Here is a 25261-nt window from a genome sequence, read left to right as displayed (position 1 = left end):
CGGGCTCACGAAAGGGCCTCCTCGTCGGCGCGCGCGGCCCAGGTGGCGAACCGCTCGCCGTCCTCGCGCTCGGCCTGGAACCGCTTCAGCACCCGCTCGATGTAGTCGGGCAGCTCGTCCGCGGTGACCTTCAGACCGCGCACCTTGCGGCCGAAGCCCGGCTCCAGGCCGAGGGCGCCGCCGAGGTGCACCTGGTAGCCCTCGACCTGCCGGCCCCGGTCGTCGAGGACCAGCTGGCCCTTGAGGCCGATGTCCGCGACCTGGATTCGGGCGCAGGCGTTCGGGCAGCCGTTGAGGTTGATGGTGATCGGCTCGTCGAAGTCCGGCAGCCGGCGCTCCAGTTCGTCGATCAGCGTGGCACCGCGCTGCTTGGTCTCGACGATGGCGAGCTTGCAGAACTCGATGCCGGTGCAGGCCATGGTGCCGCGCCGGAAGGAGGACGGCCGGGCGGTGAGGTCCAGCGCCTCCAGGCCCTCGACCAGCGAGTCGACCCTGTCCTGCTCGACGTCGAGGACGATCATCTTCTGCTCGACGGTGGTGCGCACCCGGCCCGATCCGTGCGCCTCCGCGAGATCGGCGATCTTCGTCAGCGTGGCACCGTCGACGCGGCCGACGCGCGGGGCGAAACCGATGTAGTAACGGCCGTCCTTCTGCCGGTGCACACCGATGTGGTCGCGCCACTGCTGTACGGGCTGCTCGGGGGCGGGCCCGTCGACCAGCTCGCGCTTGAGGTACTCGTTCTCCAGAACCTGACGGAACTTCTCCGCGCCCCAGTCGGCGACGAGGAACTTCAGCCGGGCACGGGTGCGCAGCCGGCGGTAACCGTAGTCACGGAAGATGGAGATGACGCCCTCGTAGACGTCCGGGACCTCGTCGATCGGCACCCAGGCGCCGAGGCGCACGCCGAGCTTGGGGTTGGTGGACAGGCCACCGCCCACCCACACGTCGAAGCCCGGGCCGTGCTCGGGGTGCCGTACGCCGACGAACGCCACGTCGTTGATCTCGTGCACGACGTCCAGCAGCGGGGAGCCCGAGATGGCCGTCTTGAACTTCCGCGGGAGGTTCGAGTACGCCTTGTTGTTCAGCACGCGGCGCTTCATCTCCTCCAGCGCCGGCGTGGCGTCGATGATCTCGTCCTCGGCGATGCCCGCCACCGGGGAGCCGATCATCACGCGCGGGGTGTCACCGCAGGCGGTGACCGTGGACAGGCCCACGGCCTCCAGCCGCGTCCAGATCTCGGGCACGTCCTCGATCCGGATCCAGTGGTACTGGACGTTCTGCCGGTCGGTGATGTCGGCGGTGCCGCGCGCGAACTCCTGGGAGATCTCGCCGATCACCCGCAGCTGCCGGGTGGTCAGCGCACCGCCGTCGATGCGGACGCGCAGCATGAAGTAGGTGTCGTCCAGCTCCTCAGGCTCCAGCACGGCGGTCTTGCCGCCGTCGATGCCGGGCTTGCGCTGGGTGTACAGCCCCCACCAGCGCATGCGCCCGCGCAGATCGTTGGGGTCGATCGAGTCGAAACCGCGCTGGGAGTAGATCGTCTCAATGCGTGTCCGCACATTGAGACCGTCGTCGTCCTTCTTGAACTGCTCGTTGCCGTTCAGCGGGGTGAAGTGACCCACGGCCCACTGACCTTCACCACGGTGACGGCTCACCTTGCGGCGGGGCGCGGAGGCGGCGGGGTTCGGCGGAGTGGCGGCCATGGTTCTACGTCCTTCGGGACCGGTGGGAATCGGCACTGACCTGCAAAGACGCGCGCACGCGGGCACGCGTGCGCGTCATTGCGCAGGTGGGATGAGGTGCGGGGGGTTCTCGGCGGTGCTGGGGCGCTCAGCTCGCCGGACAGATGGCGCTGGACATGCGGCCGAGGTCGACGTGCCGCCGACTCACCAAGGCAATTCCAGTTCCAGGCATGACGGAAGCGTGTCACGGCGATCTGGACACAGTCCAGCTTTATCCATCATGCGGACACCCTTGTCCCGGAATGTGGGACGAGGGTGGTATCGCTCACATACGCTGCCAGGAGGCTTGTCCCGGCAGGTCAGGCCGGGTACGCGCCCGGCCACGGCCCCGGAGTCGGGGCGTCCGGTTCCAGCTCGACCTTGGTGTCGAACAGCTTGAAGCCGCGTCGCCGGTAGTTGTCCATGGCGAACTCGCCGTCCTTGCTGCAGGTGTGCAGCCACACCCGCTTCGTCGGCGTCCGCCCCGGCCACCGCTCGGCCAGGTCCCAGGCGCGGGCCGTCCCGTACGCCAGCAGGTGGCCGCCGATGCGCCGGCCGCGGAAGTCGGGGATCAGACCGAAGTAGACGATCTCGACCACGCCCTCGTCCTGCGGCTCCAGCTCCACGTAGCCTGCCGGCGTGCCCCGGTCGTAGGCCACCCAGGTCTCCACGCCGGGCCGGCCCAGATACTCCTGCCACCGCGCGCGGGTCCAGCTCAGCCGGTCGGTCCAACGGATGTCGCCGCCGACCGAGGCGTACAGGAAGCGGCTGAACTCGGGGGAGGGGACCTCGGCCCGGACGATCCGGACGTCGCCCTCGGGGGCGGCGGCGGGCAGAAGATCGGCCGACGAGGTCTGCTCCAGGGACCAGGTGGTGACGGGGACGCTGCTCATGCGGGCCAGGGAATCATCCCACCGCCCGGTCTGTCGATCGACCCGGTCACCCGGCCATCACCCCGGTCACTCCGGCCTTTCGGCCGCCCCGTCACCCCAGTACCCCTTCCAGTTCCTTCAGGGGTACGGCGAAGAGCATGCGGTCCGACAGGGACCACACCTCGCCCGTCTGCTGCCAGTAGGACAGGGAGCCCGCGGACTGCGCCCAGCATCGGTGGGAGCCGTCCGCGCCGCAGCGGGCCGCCTTCGCGCCACCCGCGTCCTGCCGCCACAGCCCGCCGTGCCCGTCCCGTGAGCCGGGCAGCTGTCCCACATACCAGGACGCGTCCTCCGCCCCGGGCTGCCAGTAGGACAGCACGCCCCGGATCCCGGCCGCCCTGGTCCGGTAGGCCTCCACCGGCTCCACCCGCCCGGCGGCGTCCGTGGCGAGCAGCCCGCCGCGCCCGGGAGCCGTGCTGAAGGCGTACCGCCACAGCCGGGCGTTCCGCTCGCCGTCCGGCGCCGTCCACTCCGCGGCGACCAGGCTGTCCGGCGCCGTGCCCCGGTCGAGGGCGAGCGCGCCGGGGCACGGCGGCCCGGAGCGCGCGCAGCGGCCCGCGGTGAAGCGGTACGAGCCGACCGCGGGCATCACGTACCGGTAGCCGTCGGCGGACCAGCCGCCGGGCACCCGCCCGATCGCGGGCCCGTCGACGCTGGTGCGCTGGATCCGGTCGAGGTCGTAGACGTACAGCGCGTCGGCACTGCCGGTCCTGGCGGTGACCAGCAGCTTGTCCTGGTACCAGACCATCCCGGAGATCGCGGAGGCGAGGCCCCGGTAGTCACGCCCGCCGTCGACCGGCACCACCAGCAGCACCCAGCGGTAGGCGAGGCGCGCGGGGTCGTCGGCGTTCACGAAGGCGACCCTGGCCAGGCCCCGCTCGCCGGCGCGGCCCGTGGTGGTGCTGTGCGTCCAGCCGGCGAGGACGACCCGGTGGGTGCCCCGGACGCCGTCGTCGCCGGTGTCCCCGGCGGTGGTCACCGACGCCGGACGCCAGGCAGTGCCGGCGGAGTCCGCCGGGTCCCAGCAGTAGGCGCGGGCGGCGGCCGGGGAGACGGGCAGCGACGCGCGGTCGGCGGAGGAGCAGCCGGCGGACTCGCGCATCTCGCGATCGGCGCTCGCGAGAACGGCGTCCACGCCGACCGGACGGCCCATCGCGGCCGCGAGCCGGTCCAGCGTGCGGGCCGGGACCAGCCGCTCCTGAAGCCGGAGCGGGGCGGTGTCCGCAGGGGAGGAGAGCGGTTTGAGCGCGCCGGGACTGTCGGTGACGTCGGCCTGGGACGCGCTGATCAGAGTGGCGGCCGCGGTGAGCGCCAGCGCGGTCCCGGTCAGGACCGCGCGCAGTGCAGCGCCCCGCCTGCGCCGGCGGTGTCTGCCGCGATGCTTCATCTCGTCCCCTCTTCCGGGGCTCCTCCGCCGCCGGGGGCGCGGCGGCCGCCGACGGGCCAACTGCGTCCGGTGGTCCGTACGTTGACGCGAGACGCGGCTGAGGAGGCCCTCAGGGGATGCTACGGCAGTAACGGCCCGCGCAGGGCGAAGACCCCGCAAATATGCGGAAGACACGCTCACCGAGCACTGGTTCCGCCCTCCTGCGCGGCCGTGCGTCTCCGTGCGATCGCCGGTGCCGTCGAGGAAGGCAGCAGGTCGCGGGGGTCGGCGGGGACAAGCACCTCGATCTCCGCATCCTCACAGAATCGATACGGCCGGTGTCGCAGGAGTTCCCCGAAATACCGCCGGATCCGGGACATCTCAGCCCGTACCGTCACCGTGCGTGAGGGGTCGCCGAAGAGATCCTCGGCCAGGGCCGCCGCACCGCGCCCCGAGCGGTGGTCGGCGAGCAGATACAGCAACTCCGCGTGCCGCGGACTCAGTTCACGCGACCAGGAACCCGCCGCACCGCTCACCGTCAGCGTCCTGCGGCCCGCCCGGCCCAGATCCAGCACGATCCGCGCGGCCGTGCCCACCGGTTCCTCCACCGCCCGCAGCAACCAGCCCCCGGCCAGCGGCTCCACCGCGCACGAACCCAGCGACGGCAGCCACCGGCGGCCCGGCGCCAGCGACTTGGGCAGCGCGACCCGCCGCACGTACGGCATCCCGGACACCGCCGCCGACCAGCCGTCCCGGTCCACCACCAGCGACCGCCCGTCCAGCCGGGCCAGCACCGGAGCGGCCACCGACCGCAGCCGCTCCAGGGAGTCCAGATGCAGCTCCCGCAGCCGCGCCTCGGCCAGCTTGGCCACCGAGTCCACCCAGGCGAGGGTCGCCGGATGCATGGTCTCCAACGGCCCGCTGACGTCCACGACACCGATCAGCCGGCCGTCCCTGGGATCGGTGATCGGCGCGCCCGTACAGGTCCAGGAGGCGTGCGAGCGGACGAAGTGCTCGGCGGCGAAGACCTGCACGGGCCGCCGTACGACCGCCGGAGTGCCCACCCCGTTGGTGCCGACGACGTCTTCGCGCCAGTCCGCGCCGAGTTCGAAGCCCAGCCCGTCCGCCTTGCGCAGCACCGGCGAGGCGCCCTCCCGCCACAGCACCCGCCCGTCGGCGTCGGCGATGACCATGATGTGCTGGGCGACGTCGGCGACCGAAAGCAGACCCTGACGCAGCACCGGCAGAACCTGCCTGAGCGGTGACTCCTCGCGCCGGCGCCGTACTTCCTCGGAGGACAGCAACCCGGACCTGAAATCACGGTCGGGATCGACACCACTGCGCAGCATCCGTCCCCAGGACTGCTCGATCACCGGCCGCGGCGAGATCCTCGCACGTCGACCGGCAAGTGTGGCGTCACGTACCTCGCTCAGCAGCCGCGCCGCCTGCGGCGCGTCCACGGCGGCCAGGCGCGCCACGTTCATCGGCGGGTTCACCACGGGGGTCCTCCCGGAAAGGGCGTCGAACATACTTGTCAAGCCGTCCGGGCGGCGGTTTCCGGTCCGGCTGTTGTGCCCCTCATACTGCCGCTCCGGGCAGGCCGGAGGCACACACTCCGCGCACGTGCACCAACAAGTTGCAACCCCCTGCAACCCTGGTGGACGCTCGAAGGCTGGCCGAGACTTGACCCCGACGCGCTGTCGCGTCCACGGGCTCAACGTGCCCATGAGGTGGGGGTGGTGCCGTGTCGGCGCAGCACCACCCCCGCCGGGGGTCTGGCCGGATTCGCGGCAGAGGGTGCGTGATGGCGGCGCCTCGGCGGGTGCGGGCCGTGTGTGGTCGCTCGCGCCCACGCGGCGTGCGATTCAGACCAGCGGGTTGGCCCGCTCGACAATCGACGGCAGGTCCAGGCCCGTTGGCAGGGTGCCGAAACACGCTCCGCGGTCTCCGCCCAGGCGCGAGGCGCAGAAGGCGTCCGCTACCTCCGGGGGCGCGTACCGGACCAGGAGCGAGCCCTGAAGCACCAGTGCGAGGCGTTCCACGAGGCGGCGGGCCCGGGACTCGATGCCGTCCAGGTAGGCGAGTTCGGTGAACAGGTCCTTCACCGCCCGGTCGAGCCGGTGGTCGGCGCCGTGGGCCCGGCCGATCTCGGTCAGGCAGGCGTCCAGCGCGCCCGGCTCCCGCTGCAGGGCCCGCAGCACGTCCAGCGCCTGGACGTTCCCGGCGCCCTCCCAGATGGAGTTCAGCGGTGACTCCCGCACCAGCCGGGGCAGCCCCGACTCCTCGACGTAACCGTTTCCGCCGAGGCACTCCGCGGCCTCGACCACGACGGGCGCGCAGCGCTTGGTGATCCAGTACTTCGCGGCCGGCACCGCCAGCCGCAGAAAGGCGCGCTCCTGTTCACCGCCGTCGTCGTACGCGGCCGCCAGCCGCAGTGCGAGCGTGGTCGCCGCCTCCGACTCCAGCGCGAGGTCCGCGAGGACGTTGCGCATCAGCGGCTTGTCGATCAGCTTCCCGCCGAACGCCTCCCGGTACGCGCAGTGGTGCACGGCCTGCGCCACCGACTGCCGCATCAGCCCCGCCGAGCCCAGCGCGCAGTCCAGCCGGGTGGCCGCGACCATGCCGATGATCGTCCGCACCCCGTCCCCCTCCTCGCCGACCCGGCGCGCCCAGGTGCCGGCGAACTCCACCTCCGCCGAGGCGTTGGAGCGGTTGCCCAGCTTGTCCTTCAGCCGCTGGACCAGGAAGACGTTGCGGGTGCCGTCGGGCAGCACACGCGGCACCAGGAAACAGGTCAGGCCCTCCGGGGCCTGGGCCAGCACGAGGAACGCGTCCGACATGGGCGCCGAGCAGAACCACTTGTGCCCGGTCAGCGCGTACGTGCCCGCCTCGGCCAGCGGCCGGGCCTCGGTGGTGTTCGCGCGGACGTCGCTGCCGCCCTGCTTCTCCGTCATCCCCATACCGAACAGCGCGCCCGGCTTCCGCGCGGCGGGCCGCAGCTCCCGGTCGTAGATCGTCGACGTCAGCCGCGGCTCCCACTCGGCGGCGAGCACGGGATCGGTCCGCAGCGCGGGCACCGCCGCGTGGGTCATCGACAGCGGACAGCAGGTGCCCGCCTCGACCTGGGTCCAGAGCAGAAAGCCGGCGGCCCGCCGGACGTGCCCCGACGGCCGGATCCAGGCCCCGGTCAGCCCCGCGGAGACCCCCTTGCCGAGCAGCCGGTGCCAGGCCGGATGGAAGTCGACCTCGTCGATCCGGTGGCCGTACCGGTCGTGGGTGCGCAGCCGCGGCGGGTGCTCGTTCGCCTGCCACCCCCACTCCTGCAGCTGCTGCGAGCCGCCCGCTCTGCCCAGCGCCGACAGCTCCGCGCGCACCTCGTCGAGCACATCCGGGCCGGTGTGCCGCTCGACGGCCGCGACCAGGGCCCGGTCGGCGGTGAAGAGGTCGTAGCCGACCAGCGGTGGCGGCTGGTTCGTCACGGTGTGGGTGGAGGTGCCTGCCATGATTGCGAACCTACCCGGGACGGCGGCGGTGATGGCCTCCAGAGTGGCACAGCTGCGCCACCGGGCGCCCCGGATGCGGTCACCCGCCCCGTAAGGTGAGGGCGGTCCCGTGCTGCGGATACCTTTGGGTCGTGCAGCCAGCAAGTGAATCCTCCGAGCGGCCCGCCGGTCGTCTCCACCGGGCCAGAGCCCTCTACCGGAACGTCTCCAAGCGCAGGACGGCCTGGCTGCTGCTCAAGGACACCGTCAACTCCTGCATGGAGTACCGCATCCTGGGCCTGGCCGCCGAGGCCGCGTTCTTCACCCTGCTGTCCGTGCCCCCCCTGCTGCTCTGCCTCATCGGGCTGCTCGCCTACGTCGACACCTGGACCGGCGCCCACACCATCCAGGGCCTGGAGACCAACATCCTCGACGCCTCACGGACGGTCCTGTCCGACAAGGGCGTGAAGGAGATCGCCGAGCCGATCCTGCACGACGTCCTCAAGACCCGGCCCGACGTCATCTCCATCGGGTTCGTCTTCGCCCTGTGGTCGGGATCACGCGCGGTGAACGTCTTCATCGACACCATCACCGTCATGTACGGCCTCGACGGCGTCCGGGGCATCGTGAAGACGCGGGTGATGTCGTTCGTGCTGTTCATCGTGGCACTGCTGATCGGCTCGATCGCGCTGCCGCTGATGGTGGCCGGCCCGGACGCGGTGGTGCGGGTGGTGCCCTGGTCGGAGACGGTGGTGCAGGTCCTGTACTGGCCCGTCGTCATCGTCCTGTCCATCGCCTTCCTGACCACCCTGTACCACGTCTCCGTGCCCGTCCGCTCCCCCTGGATCGAGGACGTGCCCGGCGCCCTCGTCGCCCTCGCCATGTGGGTCCTCGGCAGCTTCCTGCTGCGGATCTACCTCGTGCACACCATCGAGGGCGCCACCATCTACGGCTCCCTCGCCGCCTCCGTCGCCGTACTCCTGTGGATCGGCGTGGCGGCCTTCGCCGTCCTCGTCGGCGCGGCCGTGAACGCCGCCATCGACCGGGTCTGGCCCGCCGCCGCCACCGCCGCCGCCCGCGCCGCCAACGAACGGATCCGCGAGGCCCAGGTCGCCGATTACGTGGCCCGGGCCGCTGCGGCCCGCGAGGTCGACCCCGACGACCCCGACATGCCCTCGGAGTTCCCCGAGCGCTGGTCCCGTTTCCTGCCCCCCGAGGACGTCACCGCCCGCCTGCGCACCCACGCCAAACACGCCCACCACCCGCACAAGACCAACGGCCGCGACCCTCGCCGCGACGCTCACGAGCCCCACGCACGCGAGCCCGAGAGCAACGGCCGGCAGCCGCACGAGGCCAACGGGGACGGGGGGACGGCACGGCAGGACAAGTGACGGGGCGTGCCGGGTGACCGGGCGTACGGGACGACCGGGCGTGCCGGGGCGTCCGGGCCTGCCGGGGGCGGGGGTGTCCGGGGCGTCCCCGCCAGCCGCTCACCGTGCTTCCGCGGCGCCACCGCGCGGCACCCCAGCTCCCGCCCCTCGCCGCCGCGACCTCGGCGACCGCCTCGCCGGAGGACAGCAGCCGCGGCCCGGACACCTCCGGCGCCCGCCCGACACACCGGTCAGCGCCACCACCACGTCCGCGGCGTCCCGCACATCCACGAACGGCTCCCGCACGCCCCGCCGGGAGACACCAGCTCCCCATCCACCCCCCAGCTCCTCCCGCGACGACCACTCACCGAAGTTGTGCGCGAATCACGCGGCCCGTACGACCGTCCACTCCGCCCCCGACTCCGAGATCGCCTCCTCCGTCGGCACCGGGCCTGCTCCTGCCCCCGCGCCGGCAGGAGGACGGGCGCGACCGGAGCACCCATGTCCGACGGGTACACCAGATGCGCCGCTTCGGCGCCGCGCCAGTACCGGCTCCCAGGTCGTCCCGTCCCGCCAGTCGAGACCCCGCGCGCGTGAGGCGGCGCGAACCGTCGGGCCCGCCGCCCGCGCGGCCGCCGCGGCCCGGCTGCCCGTACGACCGGACGCACCGGTCACGACCACCGTGGACACGGCCGCGTCCGGGGTGACCCGCCACGTACCCCGGCGACGTAGGCTGGCAACCGTGTACACGGAGCGGGCGTCCCGACTGACCGGCGCGGTCGTGTGGACGAACACACCTGCCGGGGCCGGCGTGGGGCCCGTGTTGCCCGACGGCTGCATGGACCTGCTGTGGAACGAGGACCGGCTGCTGGTCGCGGGCCCCGACACCCGCCCCCACGTTCCCGAGGGCCCGCTCCGCAGCTGGGCGGGCGTCCGCTTCTTCCCCGGAACGGCGCCCGCCCTGCTCGGTGTCCCCGCACACGAACTGCGCGATCTGCGGGTCGACTTGGCCGACCTCTGGCCCACGGCCCGGGTCCGACGGCTGCGGGCGCGTGTCGAGGCGGCGGCCGACCCGGCGACGGCACTGGAGGACATCGCCCTGGACCGGGCCGCGCAGACCACTGTGCCCGACCCGCTGCTGCACCGGCTGGTGGAGCGCCTGGACGAGGGCCGCACGGTGTCCGCCACCGCCGCCGAACTCGGCCTGGGCACCCGCACCTTGCACCGCCGCTGTCTGGCCGCGTTCGGCTACGGGCCCAAGACCCTGGCCCGCATCCTCCGGCTGCAACGGGCGCTGACCCTGGCCCGCTCGGGGACGCCGTATGCCGAGACGGCCGTGCGCGCGGGGTACGCGGACCAGCCCCACCTCGCCCGCGAGGTAAGGGAGTTGACGGGCCTGCCGCTCGGGTCGCTACTCGGCGGCGGGTAGCGGGGCGAACAGGTCGACGCCGTTGCCGTCGGGGTCGTGCACGGTGGCGTACCGCTGTCCCCAGAACGCGTCCCATGGCTTCAGCTCCCCGTGGTGGCCGGCGGCGACCAGTTCCTCGTAGAGGGCGTCGACCTCGGCGGGCGATCCGCACCGGAAGGCGAGCCCCACGCGGCCGCCGCCCTCGGGCGGCCGCCAGCCGGAGTGGAAGGAGCGGACGGTTTCCTCGGTGTCCAGCGCGAGCACCAGCCCGCCCGGCAACTCCGCTTCGACATGCGGCTGTTCCTCGGCCCCGGGAGGAAAGACCAGCCCGAGGCGACGGTAGAAGGCGAGCGAGGAGGCCAGGTCGGAGACCACCACGCCGATCAGGGCGAATCGTGCAGTCATACGGTCACCGTAGGCGGCACGCCACCCACCGGTCTTGAAGGAATCGGACACCCTGGGGCGGCCGCTGAGCGGGGAGTGGGCGGGGGAGGGGCGGGGCACAGGGAGGGTCTGGTCGGGCCTGGCCTTCCCGCGCGATTGGTCACGGCTGCCCGTCACCGGCGATGTGCCCCGACGTCCGGCGGGACGACCCGCTCCCGCTCCACCCGCGCAGCCCCTGTTCGGCCGGCGCCCGCTCCTGCGCACGTCGGCCCGGCCGCCCGAGGTCCGCCGACCTGTTCCGGCGACCGGCCGCCCGGATACGTGCGCGGAAGCGCACCCGCGGACGAACGTCGGGTGAGTGAGAGCGGGCCCACGGTCCGGCAAACCCGTTCCCCCGCGTCCGGCACCTCAGCCGAAGGTCACCGGGCCGTTGGGCGTGTCCACGGTGAAGGACAGCGCAACCGGTCCCGCGGCGAGTGTCAGCCCCGTGCGCAGGGCCGCCAGCGGGCGGCGCACTTCGTCCGGATCCGGCACCGTGGCGGTGATCTCCAGCAGCGGGGTGACCGGCAGGCCCGAGGCCGTCGGGTGGGGGGAGCCGCCCCAGTCGATCAGGAACGGGACCAGACCGGAGGGGTGCGCGTGGCCGCCGTCGGTCAGCCGCCACCGCAGCACGGTGCCGTCCGGCGTACGGCGGCTCATCGGGTGCGGGGGCCCTGGGTCGTAGCCCCGCGCGCGGGCCGCCGTGATCGCCGTTTCCAGGTCGGGTGGGCTGATCGCCCAGGTCAGGGCGCGCGGCCCGGTCAGTCGCCCGACCCCGAACGGCCGCGGCCCGGCAGGCTCGGGTTGCTCGGGGTCGGGGCCGAGGATCTCCAGATAGGTCCGGCCGCCCAGGCCCACGAGATGGTTGCGGGTGCCGAGGCCGAGATGCGCGCCGCCGGGCGCGGGCGTCACTCCGGTCCGCCGGGCGAAGTCGGCGACCGTCGCCGCCAGGTCGGGCGTGCCGAGCACGAGATGGTCCAGCAGCGGGGGAACGGCGTTCATGCCCGGCGAGGCTAGGGTCACCGCCGCGGCGGTTCAAGGGAGTTGGCGCGGGCGCGGGCCTTGGCGGCATAGGGTCGTCCCATGGCCGCGCGACTGCTGCTCTACACCCGCACCGCGGACCACCGTCACGACTCCATCCCGGACGCCGTCGCCGCCGTACGCGCGCTCGGCCGGTTCGCCGTCGAGCACACCGAGGACCCCGCGGACCTGGAACGGCCGCTGGACGGTTACGCGGCCGTCGTCTTCCTCTCCACCAGCGGTGAGGTGCTGACCCCGGCCGGCCGGGAGAGGCTCGCGCGGTACGTGGACGAGGGCGGCGGTTTCGCCGGGGTGCACGCGGCGGCCTGCACCGAGTACGGCTGGCCGTACTACGGCGACCTGCTCGGCGCCCGCTTCGTACGGCACCCCGCCTTGCAGCCGGGCCGGGCCGTCGTCGAGGACCCCGGCCACCCGGCGACCCGCCGACTGCCGGCCGTCTGGGACTTCACCGACGAGTGGTACGACTTCGACGCCAGCCCTCGCGGACGGGTGCGGGTGCTGCTGAGCGCCGACGAGGCGTCGTACGACGGCGGCGGGATGGGAGCGGACCATCCGCTGGCCTGGTGCCACGAGCGGGGAGCAGGCGGGGGTCGCGTTTTCTACACGGCGCTCGGTCACGCGCCGGAGGCCTACCGCGACCCGGACTTCCTGGTCCACCTCGACGGAGGTCTCGGCTGGGTGGGCCGGCTCGACGCGTGACGTTTCTGCGGTGAACCCGTTCCACCATTGGGGTGAGTAAAGCTCGCGTTTATGGAAGGTCACGTGAGTTTCTAGAGATGCTCTTGTTTCGGCAAAGGGCGTCGAGACGCGGCGACCCATCCCGCCCCGCGTCACCCACCCACAGGAGGAGCCGGACCTTGACTTACGGTAAGAAGCTGCGCGAGCGCATCGCCGGGCCCGGGACCACACCGCTGATCGGCGTGCACGACATGTACTCGGCGTCGATCGCGGCCAAGCACTACGACGGGATGTTCGTTTCGGGATTCGGTTTCGCGGCCTCGTACTACGGGCTGCCGGACATCGGTTTCATCGCCTGGCCCGACATGCTGGCCTTCGTCCAGCGGCTGCGGGGCGCGTTCCCGCACCATCACCTGCTGGTCGACATCGACGACGGATACGTCGACCCCGAGGTCGCGTGCCACGTCGTCGAAGGGCTGGAACGCATCGGCGCCTCCGGTGTGATCCTTGAGGACCAGAAGCGGCCCCGCCGCTGCGGCCACGCCGACGGCAAGCAGGTGCTGCCGCTGGAGGAGTATCTGGAGAAGTTGCACAAGGTCCTCGAGACCCGCAAGGACCTGGTCGTCGTCGCCCGTACGGACGCCACCGACGAGCACGACATCCTGCACCGCGCGGAGCGGCTGGCGGCGACCGACGCCGACGTGGTCCTGGTCGACGGGGTGCGCAGCGTCGAGTGGATCAAGCGCATCCGTGAGGTCGTGGGGAACAAGCCGCTGCTGTTCAACCAGATCGCCGGTGGCAAGTCGCCCCGTCTGTCCCTCGGCGAACTGTCCGACCTCGGCGTCGACGTCGCGATCTACAGCACCCCGTGCCTGTTCGCCGCGCACGAGGCGATGAACTCCGCGCTCGCCGACCTGAAGGCGGCCGACGGCCGGCTGCCGGAGGTGGACCCCGCGAGCGGCATCGGCGTGAAGGCCTCCACCAGCCTGCTGGAGCGCAACATCGCCCGCGAACGGCTCACCCCCGAGGGCGTGGGCGTGTGACCGGTTCCGTCACCCGGTTCGGGATCGGCGCCGTGGCCGCCGTACTGCTCGGGGCCGGCGCCGCCCCCGCGGTCGCCTCGGGAAGCCTGATCACCGTGATCGACAACTCCCATGCCGACTCCTGGCTGGAGGTCGACCGCGCGGCCAATGTCCAGACCGGCAGCGGCACGGCCGGCAGCGACCACGACGGCAGCGCCGTGGACGTGGTCGAGGCCCTGGTGGGCGCCGCCGGTCACCCCCACGACGACGACTGACCGGCAACCCCCCACCCGAGGACAACCGCATACACGGATACGGCGACGGCCGGGCAGCCCGTGCGGGAGGTGCCCGGCCGACGCCGTGTCTTCCGTACGTGTTCCAGCCGTGGTTCCGCTTCTTCTCTCAGTCCTCGTCGAGGTCGGGGCTGCCGATCCCGTCGAGCTCGGTGTCCTCCTTCGGGTCGTGGTCCTGGCCGGGTGCGGTCACGGTGGCCCGGTGCAGTCCGGGAGCGAGCGTGCGGGAGGCGGCGTGGGCCGTGCCGTAGGCGATGGCCAGGGCGACTGCGGCCACGGCGAGGGCCGCTGCGGTGCGCATGGTGAGGTTCATGCCCGGGAAACGCTCTCGCGTGGGCGCGGTCACCGCGCTGCGCCCGAACGGGCGCCGTCCCTCACGCAGTTGGCCGCTCACCGGTCGGCGCGGCCGTGCTCGCGCGCGGCACCAGCCGGGTCGACGGGTCGGTGTGTGTCCCCTCCGGGCGTTCGCCGCGCATGATCCGCACCAGCAGCCGGAGCGCGGTCGCCGCCATTTCGCCGAGCGGCTGACGGACGGTGGTCGGCGCGGGCGGCCCGACGGGCCTCGGGCAGGTCGTCGCCCGCGCTCACATCGTCCGGCACCTCAGCCCCTGCTCCGGATCCTCACCGGTGGTACCGACCAGGGAGAGCCGGCCGCGCGGCGCCCTCGGCCACGGGCGCGAACGCCGCTCCGGTCCTGTTGTCGATCACGATCGCGCCACCGGCCGCCGGCGAGCGGGCATGGGCGTGGGTGACGTGGTCCAGCTCGCGGATCGCACTCATCATCCGGTCGCGCCGGGCCTCCGAGACCGGGTGGTCGCCCGGCAGCCGGCCTGCGGACAACCTCCGTCAGGCGAGCCGCGCCAGGTCCGCACGCCGTACCTCGAAGGCCAGGGGCAAGCCCGCGGCCAGCCGTTCCAGCTCGTCGACGACCACCTTGCCCAGCCGCTCCAACTCGTTGCCGAGGGAACCGGCGATGTGCGGGGTGAGGACGACGTTCGGCAACCTGTACAGCGGCGACTCGGGCGGCAACGGCTCCGGCTCGGTGACGTCGAGAATCGCCTGGAGCCGTCCGGACACCAGTTCCTCGGTGAGGGCATCGTGGTCCACCAGCGCGCCCCGCGAGGTGTTGATCAGTACCCCACCGTCGCGGATCAGGCCGAGCCGCGCACGGTCGAGCAGGTGGTGGGTCTCGGGGATGTCCGGCGCGTGCAGGGTGACGATGTCGCTGCGCCGCAGCAGGTCCTCCAACGCAACCGGTTCGGCGCCCAGTGCGGTGGCTTCGGAGCCGCTCATGAACGGATCGTGGAGCAGAACCTCCATGTCGAACGGCCGCAGCAGTTCCAGCAGCCGGCGGCCCACCCGGGAGGCGCCGACGATCCCGACCCGGCGCCCGACGTTGCCGATGGCCGACGTCTCTGCGGGGGAGGGCGGGGTGTGCGTGGCGCGGTAGCGCTCGCGACGGGCGAAGACGTCCTTCCCGGCGAGGAGGATCATCGCGAGCGTGTACTCGGCGACGGGCACCGCGTTGGCGGTCGCCGCGCTGGAGACGGCAACGCCGCGTTCCCACAGCGCGTCGCCGATCAGCGAACGGACGGAACCGGCGGCATGCAGCACCGCACGCAGCCGGGGGGCCGCGGTCAGGGCGCCCGCGTCCAGGCCGGGACAGCCCCAGCCGGTGATCAGCACCTCGGCATCGGCCAGCGAGACGGCGGCGGCTGGATCGGCGAGGTCGCGCACCACGAGCGCGGGATCGATCTCGGCCGCCTGCTGCAACCTGGCCATGAGGGACGGAGGGAAGAGAAGGGGGAGGTGCACCGGGTCCATGGCGAACACGGCCCTGGGCCCTGTCGTCGCGGGGCAGACGGGAGTTCGACGACAGGGCCTGGGCAACTCGGCGCTGGGCATGACCCTCCTGAGGCGCTGATGGCACACGGTTCCGAAAGCGCCTTCTACGCTAGATCCGGCGCTGAGCGGGGGTCAATCGGTGAGGTGGGCGACAGTGGGCGAGGCGGGCCCGGGCCCTTGGCGAGCCAAAACCGTGTGGTGAGACCCGAATTGCGGGTTGGGGAAGGGCTGTGGCTCCGGTTCTGGAACGGGTTTTCGGCCGTGGTCGCGCGAGGTGGGGGCGTGAGGCCTGTTCCTCGGGGCAAGCGCTTGCCGATCGGTACGGGCACCCCCACGGCACTCGAACCCCCAACCCGCAGGCGGTCGTCCACCGGCTCGGGCTACCGGACCCCACGGCCGCAGTCCTGCCAGGCCGCCCCCAGCGGCGGCTACGACCAGCTCGGCTTCGGCACGCTGAGGTACGCCGAGGAGCCGACGTACGCCGAACGGCCCAGCGCTCGGTCCGTGCACCGGAATACATCCGCGCGCTGTGATGCTCTGATGTGAGCAGTGCAGCGAGCCTGGCGGTGAACGACGCACGAGCACGGCGAAGGGCTGGTGGGCGATGACGGCAGACCGGACGGGCCCCGTGGTCAGAACGCCCCACGGGGCCGTACGCGGCCGGTACGAGAAGGGTGTCGCGGTGTTCCGGGGCATCCCGTACGGCGCCCCGCCCGTCGGCCCCCGGCGGTTCCGCCCGCCCGAGCCGCCCGAACCCTGGAACGGGGTCCGCGACGCCGGCGCCTTCGGGCCGACCGCGCCGAAACCGCCGTACTCCGAGGCGTTCGCCCAGTACCTGTCCGACCCCGAGATCCCCGGCGACGACTGCCTCAACCTCAACGTATGGACGCCCGAGCCGGACCCCGCTGCCCGGCTCCCCGTCCTGCTCTGGCTCCACGGCGGTGCGCTCACCAGGGGATCCTCCGCCGTGACGGTTTACGACGGCAGCGCTTTCGCCCGGGACGGCGTCGTCTGCGTCTCGATCAACTACCGCCTGGGGGTGGAGGGCTACGGACTGTTTCCCGACGTGCCGCCGAACCCCGGACTGCGCGACCAGCTTGCCGCCCTGCGCTGGGTCCACGAGGCGATCGGGGCCTTCGGCGGCGACCCCGGCCGGATCACCCTGTGCGGGCAGTCGGCCGGTGCCATCAGCACAGGAGTCCTGCTCGCCGCGCCCCAGGCCCGCGGCCTGATCCGCCGGGCGGTGTTGCAGAGCGGCCCGCCCGAGGTCTCCGACCGCGACAAGGTACGGCGCATGGTGCGCCGTATGGCCTCCCGCCTGAAGATCCCCGCCACCGCCGAGGCCTTCGCCGCCGTCGACCGCGACGTGCTGCTGCGCACCCAGGCCGAGGTCGGCCGGCTCAGCAGCCCGGTCCTGGGCGGACCCGCCTTCGGCATCGTCGTGGACGGTGACCTCGTCCCGCGGGACCCGTTGGAGGCGCTGGTCGACGGGGACGCCGGCGCGGGCGTGGAACTGCTGATGGGCTGGACCCGGGACGAGTACCGGCTGTGGCTGGTGCCCGGCGGGCTCGTGGAACACGTCGACCGGCTCGGCCCCGTCGCTCTCGGCGGCGCCATGGCCCGGTGCCGCACCGGCCACGACGTGCCCCGCGGCTACCGCGCCCTGCACCCCGATGCCGGCACCGCCGAGATCGTCGGGCAGATGGTCACCGACCACCTGCTGCGCGTGCCCCTGCAGCGCCTCGCCGACTCCCGGCCCGGCGCCGCCCACCTCTACGAGTTCGCCTGGCCGTCCAACATCCCGTCCCTCGGCGCCTGCCACGCCCTGGAACTGGGCTTCGTCTTCGACACCGGCGAGACACCCGAATCGAGGAAGCTGGCCGGCGAGGGCGCCCCGCAGGAACTGTGCGACGCGATGCACGCGGCCTGGGTACGCTTCGTGGCGACCGGCGACCCCGGCTGGGAGGCCTGGGATCCCTCGCATCCCGTACGGATCTTCGGCGACGGCAGCCCGTACACCGCGTACGGTCCACGAGATGCGGAGTTCGCCCTCTGGTCGACCGCCACCACGGTCCCCGAACCCGCCCCTGCCACCGACTTCCGTGCCCCCGGAGCGGAGCTAGCGGCAGCGGTACGCCGCCTGCGCCGTTCGGTCGGCGCCCGCCGCCGTTGACCCGTACGCCGCCGACGGTATGCGCGGGCGGCCCCGAAGGGGGCGAGGAACCGCGCGAGCGGCCACACAAGCCCTGTCCCCGCCGCGCAGGCCCCGCCCTCTCCGGCCAGTCGGCGAACACCCCCACCAGCGCCGTACAAGCCCGTCCTCCTACGGCGAGCCGGCGTCCCCCGCCGAGCCACCGGAGGCGATCGCGGCGACGACCTCCGGCCCCACCCGGCAGCACCCGCCGATCAACCGCGCCCCCGCCTCCCGCCACGCCTTGACCTGCCCGGCGTCGAAAGCCGGGTTCCCCGTCCAGGCGCGGGCCTCGCCGTCCCAGGCCTCCCCGGTGTTCGGATAGACCACGACCGGCTTGCCGGTGACCCCGGACGCGATCTCCACCGCCGCCTCCACGTCCCGGGGCGCGCAGCAGTTCACGCCCACCGCGATCACCTCGTCCACGTCGGCGGCCAGGGCGAAGGCCTCCTCGAGGGGCTGTCCGGCGCGCGTGTACCGACCGTCGACCGTGTACGACAGCCACGCCGGCACCCCCAGCCCGCGCACCGCCCTCAGCAGTGCGGTGCCCTCGTCGGCGTCCGGAACCGTTTCCAGAGCCAGAACGTCCGGCGCTGCCGCGGCCAGCACCTCGATGCGCGGCCGGTGAAAGCGCTCCAGCTCGTTCACGCTCAGCCCGTACCGGCCCCGGTACTCGGAGCCGTCCGCGAGCATCGCGCCGTACGGCCCGACCGAGGCCGCCACCCACAGCGGTCGGCCGATGCCCGCGCGCTCGGCCTGCCGGGCGGCCTCGCGCGCGAGGCCCACGCTCAGGGTGAGCAGCCGCGCGGCGTCGTCGTGGCCGATGCCGCGCCGCGCGAAGCCCTCGAAGGTGGCCTGGTAGCTGGCGGTGATCGCCACGTCCGCGCCCGCTCGGAAGTAGGTGAGATGCGCCTCCGTGACCGCTTCCGGCCGCTCGGCGAGCAGCCGAGCCGACCACAGCTCGTCGCTCAGGTCGTACCCGGCCGACTCCAGCTGGTTGGACATGCCGCCGTCGAGCACGAGCGTCCCGGCGGCGAGGGCGTCGGCGAGGCTGGGGGTGGCGTTGCTGGTCATGTCACGACGCTAGTCCAAACGGAGCCTCGGGGCTGCCGGGGCCGGCCGGCCCCGCGTCCGGGCTGAGGGGACGTCCGCATCCCTCCCGACGACACGGAAACCCCAGAGGGGGCGGAACCCACGGATCTGCGGAAACCCCGGAGACGGCGGGAGCGGTGCAGAAGCCGGAAGCCGTGAAGACGCGGACGTGTCCGGAAAGGCGCCGGGAATAACGCACACCGCGCAGTCACGGAACCTGCCGCGGTCTCCTGATCTCGTGGACGCCCCGACCCGATCCGGCACGAACTGCGTGCGCCCCTCGGCGAGTTCACGGAAACCCCCGGACGGAAGGTGCCGGCGCGGTCGGAGGCGACGGAAGAGGATGCGACGGGAAAGAGCTTTCTCCAAGTCCCACCGGACCCATTGACCCCCGCATCTGCACGCCCTTACCTTTTCGACGTTCGGGATGACAGACGGCGTTCGAGGCATCTCCCCCTGCTCCCACGTGAAACGCGCCGCCACGCACACCCCCGTGCACGGCGCCACCGTCTGCGCGGGCCTGGTCCGTGACGCATTGCTCGCCCTGCATCGGGTGCCCGAGGGCGCCGTGCGGGTGGGCTGAACCCCTGGGGTGCCCCGACCGGAACCGGGGCGCCCCAGGCCCGCCAGGAAGGACAGCCACCGCCGTGATCGAACTGCCGCCCGCCGACCGCTCGTCCAGCCCCCGCACCGGTTACACCCGCGCCCACTGGGAGGCCGCCGCCGACGCCCTGCTGGCCGCCGTCGAGCCCTACGCCACACCCGACCGCGCCCTTTACCACCTCCCCGGCGACCACGTGAGCCAGGCGGGCCACCTCTCCGACGGTCTGGAGGGGTACGCCCGCACACTGCTGCTGGCGGCCTTCCGCCGCGACGAGTCCGCGCTCGGCCGCTACGCCGACGGCCTCACAACCGGTCCCGGCGGGGTCTGGCCGCGCATCGAGGACCGCAGCCAGCCGCTCGTCGAGGCCGCGTCCGTCGCCCTCGCCCTGCGGCTGACCCGGCCGCTGCTGTGGGACCGGCTGGACGACTCCGTGCGGCAGCGCACCGCCGACTGGCTGGCGGACGCGCTCACCGCCGAACCATGGGCGTGCAACTGGGAATTGTTCCCCGTCACCGTCGGCGGCTTCCTGGCCGAGATCGGCCACCGGCCGGATACGGCACGCAAGGCGATCGACCGCGGCCTGGAACGGATCGAGGGCTGGTACCTCGGCGACGGCTGGTACACCGACGGCGACGGCCGGAAGTTCGACTACTACAACGGCTGGGCGATGCACCTGTACACGGTGCTGCACGCCTGGCTCGCGGACGACGGTGAACTGCTGTCCCTGTACGGGGGGCGGCTGTCACGCCATCTCGTCGACTACGCCCGCCTGTTCGGCGGTGACGGCGCTCCCCTGCACCAGGGCCGCTCACTCACCTACCGCTTCGCGACGGCGGCTCCGCTCTGGCTCGGCGTCCTGACCGGACAGACCCCGCTCGGCCCCGGGGAGACACGACGCCTGGCCTCGGGCGCGCTGCGGTACTTCCTCGACCGGGGCGCGGTCGACGCGCGCGGCCTGCTCCCGCTGGGCTGGCACGGCCCCGACGACTCGCTCGTGCAGAACTACTCCGGCCCGGCCTCCCCGTACTGGGCGAGTAAAGGCTTTCTCGGACTGCTCCTGCCTCCGGAGCACGAGGTCTGGACGGCGACCGAGGAGCCGGGCCCGGCGGAGCGCGCGGACCGGGTGACGCCCCTGCCGGTCCCCAACTGGCTGCTGCAGTCAACCCGTTCGGACGGGCTGGTCCGGCTGCACAACCACGGCAGCGAGGACGTGCGCTACGACCCCTACTACACCCGGCTCGCCTATTCGACCGCGACCGTGCCCGCGGCGGGTTACGACAACAGTGTGATCGTCGACGGCGATCCCAGCCGCACCCGGATCGAGCCGCTCGGCTCGGGTGAGGGGTGGATCGCCTCCCGGCACACCGTGTGCGACGGGATCACCGTCACCAGCCTCGTGCTCGCCGAGGGCGCGGTGGAGGTGCGCGCCCATCTCGTGGCGGGCGCCGAGCCCGGTACACCGGTGCGCATCACGGGATGGCCGCCACCGGACGGGCTCCGGGCCGAACTCCTGCCGGTGTCCGGCCTGTCGGAGGAGCTGACAGGGCGGACGGGGCCGGGCGGGGCCACGCTGTTCGTGGCGCTCGCCCGGCTGACCGGCGAGCCGGACCCCCGGCCCCTGACGGAACTGGTGTCCGTACGGGTGCGGGACGATCACGAGGTGACCGTCCGCTGGACGTCCGGGACGGAAAACGTCTTCGGCCTCACCGCTTCGCACGCGCGGTGCTCACGGCTCCGGACGGGCGCTCCGCAGGCTCGTCGTGGTCGGTGACGCCCCGGTGAACCGGCGGGCGCTCGGCGCGGCCCTGGACGCGGCGGTCGGCAATTGCCGCCGGACGCCCCCGGCCGGCCCCATCCCCACCTACGCCGAGGTCCGCGCACTGGAGCGCAGCGTGTCCGTGAGCAGGTCCGCGAACGCCACCGGTTGATCCCGCGTGCCCAGGTGTCCGCCCGGGAATTCCAGGAACGCGCCGCCCAGCCGCTCGGCGAGCAACGCGGCCGTACGGTACAGCAGTTGACCGCGCGAGTCGGTGCCGGCGGCGAGCGTGAGAGGGGCCGGGGGAGCGGTGAACGACGGTGCGTACGAGGTGAAGCGGTGCAGCACGCGGGCCAGGAAGACCCCGTACGGGGTGGCCGACGGGCCTTGCGCGGGCGGGCGTCCGGGGCCGTCCAGTTGCCCGATCAGCTCGGCGCGCCGCTCCTGCCCGTCCGGCAGCACGGTCACGCACGGCGGTTCGTGCGCGACGACGTGCGCCAGCCTCCCGGGATGCCGGGCGAGCAGGTCCAGGGCGGCGATACCACCGGCGCTGGTCCCGAAGACGTACGCGGCGGCGCCCGCCGGAAGCACCGCCTCCAGCACCCGGTGCGCGCCCTCGCTCCAGTCGGCCACCCGCTGCTGGGGAACCGGCAGCCCGAGCCGGCCGTGAGCGAGTCCGAGCGGGTCGTAGGTCACCACGGTGAAGTGCGCGGCCAGCCGCTCGGTCAGCGGCCCGAGCCCCATCGGGTGTCCGGCACCACCGGGCAGGACCAGCAGCACGGGACCGCTGCCGGTCACGTCGTATGCGTGGACGTCACCGGAAACGTGGTCGCAACCGTTGTCGGAGACGCGGTCGTCGGTCATCGTTCGTCAGCCTCTGTTCGGTCTCCGGCGGGCCAGTGGGTGAGGGCCATGTGCAGGGCGTCGATAGCCTTGTCCCAGGAGGCCCGTACGTCCCGGTCCGCGCCGAAGCCCCCGGCGGACTCCAGGGCGCAGTAGCCGTGGAAGGTGCTGCGCAGCAGGCGGACGGCGTCGGTCAGGTCGGGCTCGTCCAGTCCGTAGGCGCGCAGCATGCCGTAGGTGATCTCGGCGGTGCGGCGCATCGCCGGGGAGCCGGCGATCAGGGACTGGTCGATGCGGATCTGGGTGGCCGCGTACCGGCCGGGGTGTTCCAGGGCGTAGGCGCGGTAGGCGCCGGCGAAGGCGGCCAGCGCGTCCTTGCCCGCGCGGCCGGCCACCGCCACCGCGATCCGGTCGATGAGCTCGGCGCCGGCGTACAGCGCGAGCCGGGAGCGCAGGTCCGCAAGGCCCCGGACGTGCGAGTACAGGCTGGCGTCCTTCACACCGAAACGGCGGGCCAGTGCGGACAGGGTGACGTTCTCGAAGCCTGCCTCGTCGGCGAGTTCGGCGGCGGCCGTGACGACACGGTCGACGGTGAGGCCCGCTCGGGCCATGGGGTGCCTGCCTTTCCGTGTTTCCTAGGATCTCTAGGTTGTGGGCTAGGTATACCAGGAAACCGTCTGTGACTGAAGTCCGGAACGCGGCAACCGGGCGGCCGGGGGAGGCGGTCGCACGAGAGGGGCGAGGGAGATGCGAGGGCGCCCATCAGGCCGTTCGCCGGCATGGGCCGAAAGCCCTCAGAAAGAGCCCAAGGGCCCTCGTCCGCGCCGAGAGCGGGTGCCACGGTGAAACCGACCCCATGTGCTGCAAGGACAGGGCGGCCCACAGGAAAAGGCGGTGGGGACGATGACACTCCCTCTGGTCGTGGGTGTCGACGGATCGGCTCCGTCCCTGCTCGCGCTCGACTGGGCCGTGGACGAGGCCGTTCGCCACGATCTTCCGCTCACACTCGTCCACGCCTCCCTCTGGGAGCGGTACGAGGGCGCACTGCCGTCGGCCGGCGGGGAACGCCCCTCCGGACAGGTGCCGGCCGAGCACATCGTGGCCTTGGCGGCCGATCGCGCCGAGCGGCGTGAGTCCGAGGTGAAGGTCACCACCGACATCGTGCCGGAGGACGCCGCGACCGCCCTCGTGCGTGCGGGCGAGCAGGCGTTCGCGCTGGTCACAGGCTCACGTGGACGCGGTCGGCTGAAGGGACTGCTGCTCGGTTCGGTCGGTCTGGCCGTCGCCGCCCGGGCCCACTGCCCCGTGGTCGTGGTGCGCGGTGACCGAGCGGGTCTCGCCGGTACGCACGGACGGATCCTGCTCGGGCTCGGGGACACCGGCACCGGTTCCGAGGCCCTTCGCTTCGCCTTCCGCGAGGCCGTCGCCCGGGGCTGCACCCTGGACGTCGTACGTGCCTGGCGTCGCCCCGCCCATGACGCCCGCGGCAACCCGGTGCGGGCGGGCGAACCGGCCGACGCGGCGGCCTGCGCACTGCTCGACGCGTCGCTCGGTGCCGCGGCCGCCGGGTATCCCCGTGTCCGGACCCACCGTTCGGTGCTCGAGGGGCCGGCGAGCAAGGTCCTGGTGGACCGGTCGGCGGCCGCGGACCTGGTGATCGTCGGAGCGCGCCGCAGGACCGGCCACTTCGGCCTCCAACTCGGCCGCGTGGCGCACACCCTGCTGCACCACTCCGCGTGCCCGGTCGCGGTCGTGCCCCAGCGGTCGTGAGCGCGGCACGGTCCCCTGACCGACGGCGTGCGGCGCGGAGCGGCCGGCGTGGCAGCGAGGGGGCCGGCGCGGTACGGGGGCCGGGCCCAGCACCCGGCACGCGTTGCCCTGGCGAGATCGCGTCACCGCGTGCAGCGTGGAGACGACAGGGCGGATCGACGGGGTGGGAGAGCCGTAGGGAGAGGTGGCACACATGGACAGGGATGTCTCCGAGCCCCGCGTGGTCGTCGGGGTCGACGGATCGTCGTCCTCGTACGAGGCGCTGCGCTGGGCCGTTCGGTACGCGGGCCTCGTCGGCGGCACCGTGGAGGCGATCGCGGTGTGGGAGCTGCCGGGACTGCACGGGTGGTCGGCGCCGGCCGTGGACACGGACGTCGACGCGGACGAGGCCCGGCAGCGGATGCGGAAGGAGCTGACCGAGGTGCTCGGCGCGGGCGCGGCCGACACGGTCCGCAGCCATGTGGTGCACGGCAACACCGTCGACGTGCTGTTGCGGGCCGCCGAGGGAGCCGAGGTCCTGGTCGTCGGCAGCCGGGGCCGGGGAGGGTTCGCCGCCGCACTGCTCGGCTCGGTCAGCCAGCATGTGTCGCAGCACGCCAGCTGCCCTGTCGTGATCGTGCGACACCACAACAGGTGACCGGCTCCGCAGACGGTGATCTGTGCCGAAAGCCGTGGGTTGCTCAGGCAAACGGCCACGGCAGCCGCCGGCCGCGTGCGACCCCCGGTGGCCATGGCGCCTCGGCGGCGCGGTTGAACGGAGTTGACCTGCGAGGCGTACTCGGGTCTTCTGCAGCGATGTCTGACCTTCGCATCCAGCAGCCGGACGACGACGTCACCCTCGGGGACTGGCGGTACGTCCACAACGAGATCATCCCTACGCACCTCCTGTCCCTGGACGAGGTGCGGGAACGCGCGCAGCGTCACCACCTGGAGGTCGCGTACCTCGGTGGCGTTGTCGTGGGGTGCAGCACGGTGCGCCCTCCGTCGCACGACACGTCGACGGCCACGGTCATAGCCCGCGTGCTCGCTCCTCACCGTGGGCAGGGGTTCGGCGCGGAGCTCTATGCGCGCGGGCTCGACCGGGCACGCGCATGGGGCGCCGAGGTCATCGAAACGGTGGTCCTGTCCTCCAACGAGGACGGTCTGCGGTTCGCACGCAGGCACGGGTTCGTCGAGATCGAGCGGTACCTGCTGCCGGGGGACACCATCGCGTGGATCGATCTGCGCCTTTCCTGACCCGGGTCGCCCGGGACGCGGTGCCCCGTGGCCCTTCCGAACCTCGTAACCCGCTCGACCGAGTGTGCTGGCGGCCAGGAGGAGGTCGTCCTCGCGGACGAACGGGGCGGCGTACGGCCGACGGGGTGCCGGGGTACGCCGCCCTCGGGCGGGGCGAGTCGCGGGGTGATGGCCCGCGTCGTCATGGC

24 protein-coding genes and 2 pseudogenes are annotated in these 25261 nt (G+C 72.9%); 11 read left to right on the top strand and 15 right to left on the bottom strand.

Annotated elements, in window-relative coordinates; translation table 11 throughout:
• Positions 1-5 precede the first annotated feature (5 nt).
• From AB0L59_RS11700 to AB0L59_RS11675, 6 genes are all read right to left on the bottom strand, one after another.
• Positions 6-1703 (bottom strand): nitrite/sulfite reductase, encoded by a 1698-nt coding sequence (locus tag AB0L59_RS11700; protein ID WP_365581837.1) that lies wholly within the window; start codon positions 1701-1703, stop codon positions 6-8.
• Positions 1704-1830: 127 nt separating this feature from the next.
• Positions 1831-1914, bottom strand: a complete 84-nt coding sequence (locus tag AB0L59_RS11695; protein ID WP_310739661.1) for a putative leader peptide — start codon at positions 1912-1914, stop codon at positions 1831-1833.
• Positions 1915-2041: 127 nt separating this feature from the next.
• Positions 2042-2614, bottom strand: a complete 573-nt coding sequence (locus AB0L59_RS11690; protein ID WP_365581835.1) for a GNAT family N-acetyltransferase — start codon at positions 2612-2614, stop codon at positions 2042-2044.
• A 91-nt stretch (positions 2615-2705) separates the two neighbouring features.
• On the bottom strand, positions 2706-4040 hold the full coding sequence (locus AB0L59_RS11685) for a hypothetical protein (protein ID WP_365581833.1): 1335 nt from the start codon (positions 4038-4040) through the stop codon (positions 2706-2708).
• 176 nt (positions 4041-4216) lie between these two features.
• A complete protein-coding gene (locus AB0L59_RS11680; RefSeq protein WP_365582193.1) occupies positions 4217-5503 on the bottom strand; it encodes a GAF domain-containing protein in 1287 nt (428 codons plus the stop codon).
• Positions 5504-5884: 381 nt separating this feature from the next.
• Complete coding sequence (locus AB0L59_RS11675; protein WP_365581832.1) at positions 5885-7522, bottom strand: acyl-CoA dehydrogenase family protein; 1638 nt, start codon at positions 7520-7522, stop codon at positions 5885-5887.
• 131 nt (positions 7523-7653) lie between these two features.
• Between AB0L59_RS11675 and AB0L59_RS11670 the strand changes: the two genes are divergently transcribed.
• Together AB0L59_RS11670 and AB0L59_RS11665 are read left to right on the top strand one after the other, a co-directional pair.
• Positions 7654-8892 (top strand): YihY/virulence factor BrkB family protein, encoded by a 1239-nt coding sequence (locus AB0L59_RS11670; RefSeq protein WP_365581831.1) that lies wholly within the window; start codon positions 7654-7656, stop codon positions 8890-8892.
• Positions 8893-9613: 721 nt separating this feature from the next.
• Positions 9614-10300, top strand: coding sequence for an AraC family transcriptional regulator (locus AB0L59_RS11665; RefSeq protein ID WP_365581829.1), 687 nt, complete (start codon positions 9614-9616; stop codon positions 10298-10300).
• Here AB0L59_RS11665 and AB0L59_RS11660 read toward each other — a convergent pair.
• Together AB0L59_RS11660 and AB0L59_RS11655 are read right to left on the bottom strand one after the other, a co-directional pair.
• Positions 10283-10684: a VOC family protein gene (locus tag AB0L59_RS11660; RefSeq protein ID WP_365581827.1), complete on the bottom strand. Its 402-nt coding sequence runs from the start codon at positions 10682-10684 to the stop codon at positions 10283-10285. The two genes, AB0L59_RS11665 and AB0L59_RS11660, sit on opposite strands and share 18 nt — an antisense overlap.
• Positions 10685-11071: 387 nt before the next feature.
• Positions 11072-11704 carry a VOC family protein gene (locus AB0L59_RS11655; protein WP_365581826.1) on the bottom strand — a complete coding sequence of 211 codons (633 nt, stop codon included), beginning with the start codon at positions 11702-11704 and terminating at the stop codon, positions 11072-11074.
• An 81-nt stretch (positions 11705-11785) separates the two neighbouring features.
• Between AB0L59_RS11655 and AB0L59_RS11650 the strand changes: the two genes are divergently transcribed.
• From AB0L59_RS11650 to AB0L59_RS11640, 3 genes are all read left to right on the top strand, one after another.
• Positions 11786-12442, top strand: coding sequence for a ThuA domain-containing protein (locus AB0L59_RS11650; protein ID WP_365581824.1), 657 nt, complete (start codon positions 11786-11788; stop codon positions 12440-12442).
• A gap of 158 nt (positions 12443-12600) precedes the next feature.
• A complete protein-coding gene (locus AB0L59_RS11645) occupies positions 12601-13464 on the top strand; it encodes an isocitrate lyase/PEP mutase family protein (RefSeq protein WP_365581822.1) in 864 nt (287 codons plus the stop codon).
• A complete protein-coding gene (locus AB0L59_RS11640; RefSeq protein WP_365581820.1) occupies positions 13461-13718 on the top strand; it encodes a hypothetical protein in 258 nt (85 codons plus the stop codon). Before AB0L59_RS11645 ends, AB0L59_RS11640 begins: the two co-directional genes overlap by 4 nt.
• A 127-nt stretch (positions 13719-13845) precedes the next feature.
• Here AB0L59_RS11640 and AB0L59_RS11635 read toward each other — a convergent pair whose 3' ends face one another.
• The 4 genes and pseudogenes from AB0L59_RS11635 to AB0L59_RS11620 all read right to left on the bottom strand — a co-directional run bounded on the left by AB0L59_RS11635 (position 13846) and on the right by AB0L59_RS11620 (position 15518).
• Entirely contained in the window at positions 13846-14037 is a 192-nt protein-coding gene (locus tag AB0L59_RS11635; RefSeq protein WP_365581819.1) for a hypothetical protein, read from the bottom strand.
• A gap of 73 nt (positions 14038-14110) precedes the next feature.
• A pseudogene (locus AB0L59_RS11630) lies at positions 14111-14336 on the bottom strand (substrate-binding domain-containing protein); the annotation flags it as partial.
• Positions 14337-14357: 21 nt separating this feature from the next.
• The gene (locus tag AB0L59_RS11625; protein ID WP_365581817.1) at positions 14358-14576 is read right to left on the bottom strand and encodes a hypothetical protein; all 219 of its coding nucleotides are present in this window, start codon (positions 14574-14576) and stop codon (positions 14358-14360) included.
• Positions 14577-14582: 6 nt separating this feature from the next.
• Positions 14583-15518 carry a hydroxyacid dehydrogenase gene (locus tag AB0L59_RS11620; protein WP_365581816.1) on the bottom strand — a complete coding sequence of 312 codons (936 nt, stop codon included), beginning with the start codon at positions 15516-15518 and terminating at the stop codon, positions 14583-14585.
• Positions 15519-16185: 667 nt separating this feature from the next.
• Between AB0L59_RS11620 and AB0L59_RS11615 the strand changes: the two genes are divergently transcribed.
• The gene (locus tag AB0L59_RS11615; RefSeq protein WP_365581814.1) at positions 16186-17754 is read left to right on the top strand and encodes a carboxylesterase family protein; all 1569 of its coding nucleotides are present in this window, start codon (positions 16186-16188) and stop codon (positions 17752-17754) included.
• Positions 17755-17904: 150 nt separating this feature from the next.
• On the opposite strand, the gene mmuM is transcribed toward AB0L59_RS11615, so the two are convergent.
• Positions 17905-18846: a homocysteine S-methyltransferase gene (gene mmuM / locus AB0L59_RS11610; RefSeq protein WP_365581813.1), complete on the bottom strand. Its 942-nt coding sequence runs from the start codon at positions 18844-18846 to the stop codon at positions 17905-17907.
• Positions 18847-19327: 481 nt separating this feature from the next.
• On the opposite strand from mmuM, the pseudogene AB0L59_RS11605 reads away from it, so the two are divergent.
• A pseudogene (locus AB0L59_RS11605) lies at positions 19328-19447 on the top strand (carbohydrate esterase); the annotation flags it as partial.
• A 67-nt stretch (positions 19448-19514) separates the two neighbouring features.
• On the top strand, positions 19515-21239 hold the full coding sequence (locus AB0L59_RS11600) for a DUF2264 domain-containing protein (protein ID WP_365582191.1): 1725 nt from the start codon (positions 19515-19517) through the stop codon (positions 21237-21239).
• 90 nt (positions 21240-21329) lie between these two features.
• On the opposite strand, the gene AB0L59_RS11595 is transcribed toward AB0L59_RS11600, so the two are convergent.
• Both AB0L59_RS11595 and AB0L59_RS11590 read right to left on the bottom strand, forming a co-directional pair.
• Positions 21330-22088, bottom strand: coding sequence for an alpha/beta hydrolase (locus AB0L59_RS11595; RefSeq protein WP_365581811.1), 759 nt, complete (start codon positions 22086-22088; stop codon positions 21330-21332).
• Positions 22085-22678, bottom strand: a complete 594-nt coding sequence (locus AB0L59_RS11590) for a WHG domain-containing protein (protein ID WP_365581810.1) — start codon at positions 22676-22678, stop codon at positions 22085-22087. Before AB0L59_RS11590 ends, AB0L59_RS11595 begins: the two co-directional genes overlap by 4 nt.
• A gap of 292 nt (positions 22679-22970) precedes the next feature.
• Here AB0L59_RS11590 and AB0L59_RS11585 point away from each other — a divergent pair, with 292 nt between their 5' ends.
• From AB0L59_RS11585 to AB0L59_RS11575, 3 genes are all read left to right on the top strand, one after another.
• Complete coding sequence (locus AB0L59_RS11585) at positions 22971-23837, top strand: universal stress protein (protein WP_365581808.1); 867 nt, start codon at positions 22971-22973, stop codon at positions 23835-23837.
• 193 nt (positions 23838-24030) lie between these two features.
• Complete coding sequence (locus AB0L59_RS11580; protein ID WP_365581806.1) at positions 24031-24474, top strand: universal stress protein; 444 nt, start codon at positions 24031-24033, stop codon at positions 24472-24474.
• A gap of 158 nt (positions 24475-24632) precedes the next feature.
• On the top strand, positions 24633-25073 hold the full coding sequence (locus AB0L59_RS11575) for a GNAT family N-acetyltransferase (RefSeq protein WP_365581804.1): 441 nt from the start codon (positions 24633-24635) through the stop codon (positions 25071-25073).
• Positions 25074-25261: the final 188 nt, after the last annotated feature.

The sequence above is a fragment of the Streptomyces sp. NPDC052109 genome (genome assembly GCF_040680195.1).
Classification (GTDB): Bacteria; Actinomycetota; Actinomycetes; order Streptomycetales; family Streptomycetaceae; genus Streptomyces.
The sequence above is the reverse complement of the archived record's forward strand: the minus strand, read 5'-3'. Positions and strand labels throughout refer to the sequence as shown.

Coding starts and splice junctions, on each gene's coding strand:
- AB0L59_RS11695 (WP_310739661.1), bottom strand. CDS start 1,914: ATGCCTGGAACTGGAATTGCCTTGGTGAGTCGGCGGCACGTCGACCTC.
- AB0L59_RS11660 (WP_365581827.1), bottom strand. CDS start 10,684: ATGACTGCACGATTCGCCCTGATCGGCGTGGTGGTCTCCGACCTGGCC.
- AB0L59_RS11650 (WP_365581824.1), top strand. CDS start 11,786: ATGGCCGCGCGACTGCTGCTCTACACCCGCACCGCGGACCACCGTCAC.
- AB0L59_RS11595 (WP_365581811.1), bottom strand. CDS start 22,088: ATGACCGACGACCGCGTCTCCGACAACGGTTGCGACCACGTTTCCGGT.
- AB0L59_RS11700 (WP_365581837.1), bottom strand. CDS start 1,703: ATGGCCGCCACTCCGCCGAACCCCGCCGCCTCCGCGCCCCGCCGCAAG.
- AB0L59_RS11585 (WP_365581808.1), top strand. CDS start 22,971: ATGACACTCCCTCTGGTCGTGGGTGTCGACGGATCGGCTCCGTCCCTG.
- AB0L59_RS11685 (WP_365581833.1), bottom strand. CDS start 4,040: ATGAAGCATCGCGGCAGACACCGCCGGCGCAGGCGGGGCGCTGCACTG.
- AB0L59_RS11635 (WP_365581819.1), bottom strand. CDS start 14,037: ATGCGCACCGCAGCGGCCCTCGCCGTGGCCGCAGTCGCCCTGGCCATC.
- AB0L59_RS11655 (WP_365581826.1), bottom strand. CDS start 11,704: ATGAACGCCGTTCCCCCGCTGCTGGACCATCTCGTGCTCGGCACGCCC.
- AB0L59_RS11590 (WP_365581810.1), bottom strand. CDS start 22,678: ATGGCCCGAGCGGGCCTCACCGTCGACCGTGTCGTCACGGCCGCCGCC.
- AB0L59_RS11615 (WP_365581814.1), top strand. CDS start 16,186: ATGACGGCAGACCGGACGGGCCCCGTGGTCAGAACGCCCCACGGGGCC.
- AB0L59_RS11690 (WP_365581835.1), bottom strand. CDS start 2,614: ATGAGCAGCGTCCCCGTCACCACCTGGTCCCTGGAGCAGACCTCGTCG.
- AB0L59_RS11620 (WP_365581816.1), bottom strand. CDS start 15,518: ATGGCCAGGTTGCAGCAGGCGGCCGAGATCGATCCCGCGCTCGTGGTG.
- mmuM (WP_365581813.1), bottom strand. CDS start 18,846: ATGACCAGCAACGCCACCCCCAGCCTCGCCGACGCCCTCGCCGCCGGG.
- AB0L59_RS11575 (WP_365581804.1), top strand. CDS start 24,633: ATGTCTGACCTTCGCATCCAGCAGCCGGACGACGACGTCACCCTCGGG.
- AB0L59_RS11680 (WP_365582193.1), bottom strand. CDS start 5,503: ATGAACGTGGCGCGCCTGGCCGCCGTGGACGCGCCGCAGGCGGCGCGG.
- AB0L59_RS11675 (WP_365581832.1), bottom strand. CDS start 7,522: ATGGCAGGCACCTCCACCCACACCGTGACGAACCAGCCGCCACCGCTG.
- AB0L59_RS11580 (WP_365581806.1), top strand. CDS start 24,031: ATGGACAGGGATGTCTCCGAGCCCCGCGTGGTCGTCGGGGTCGACGGA.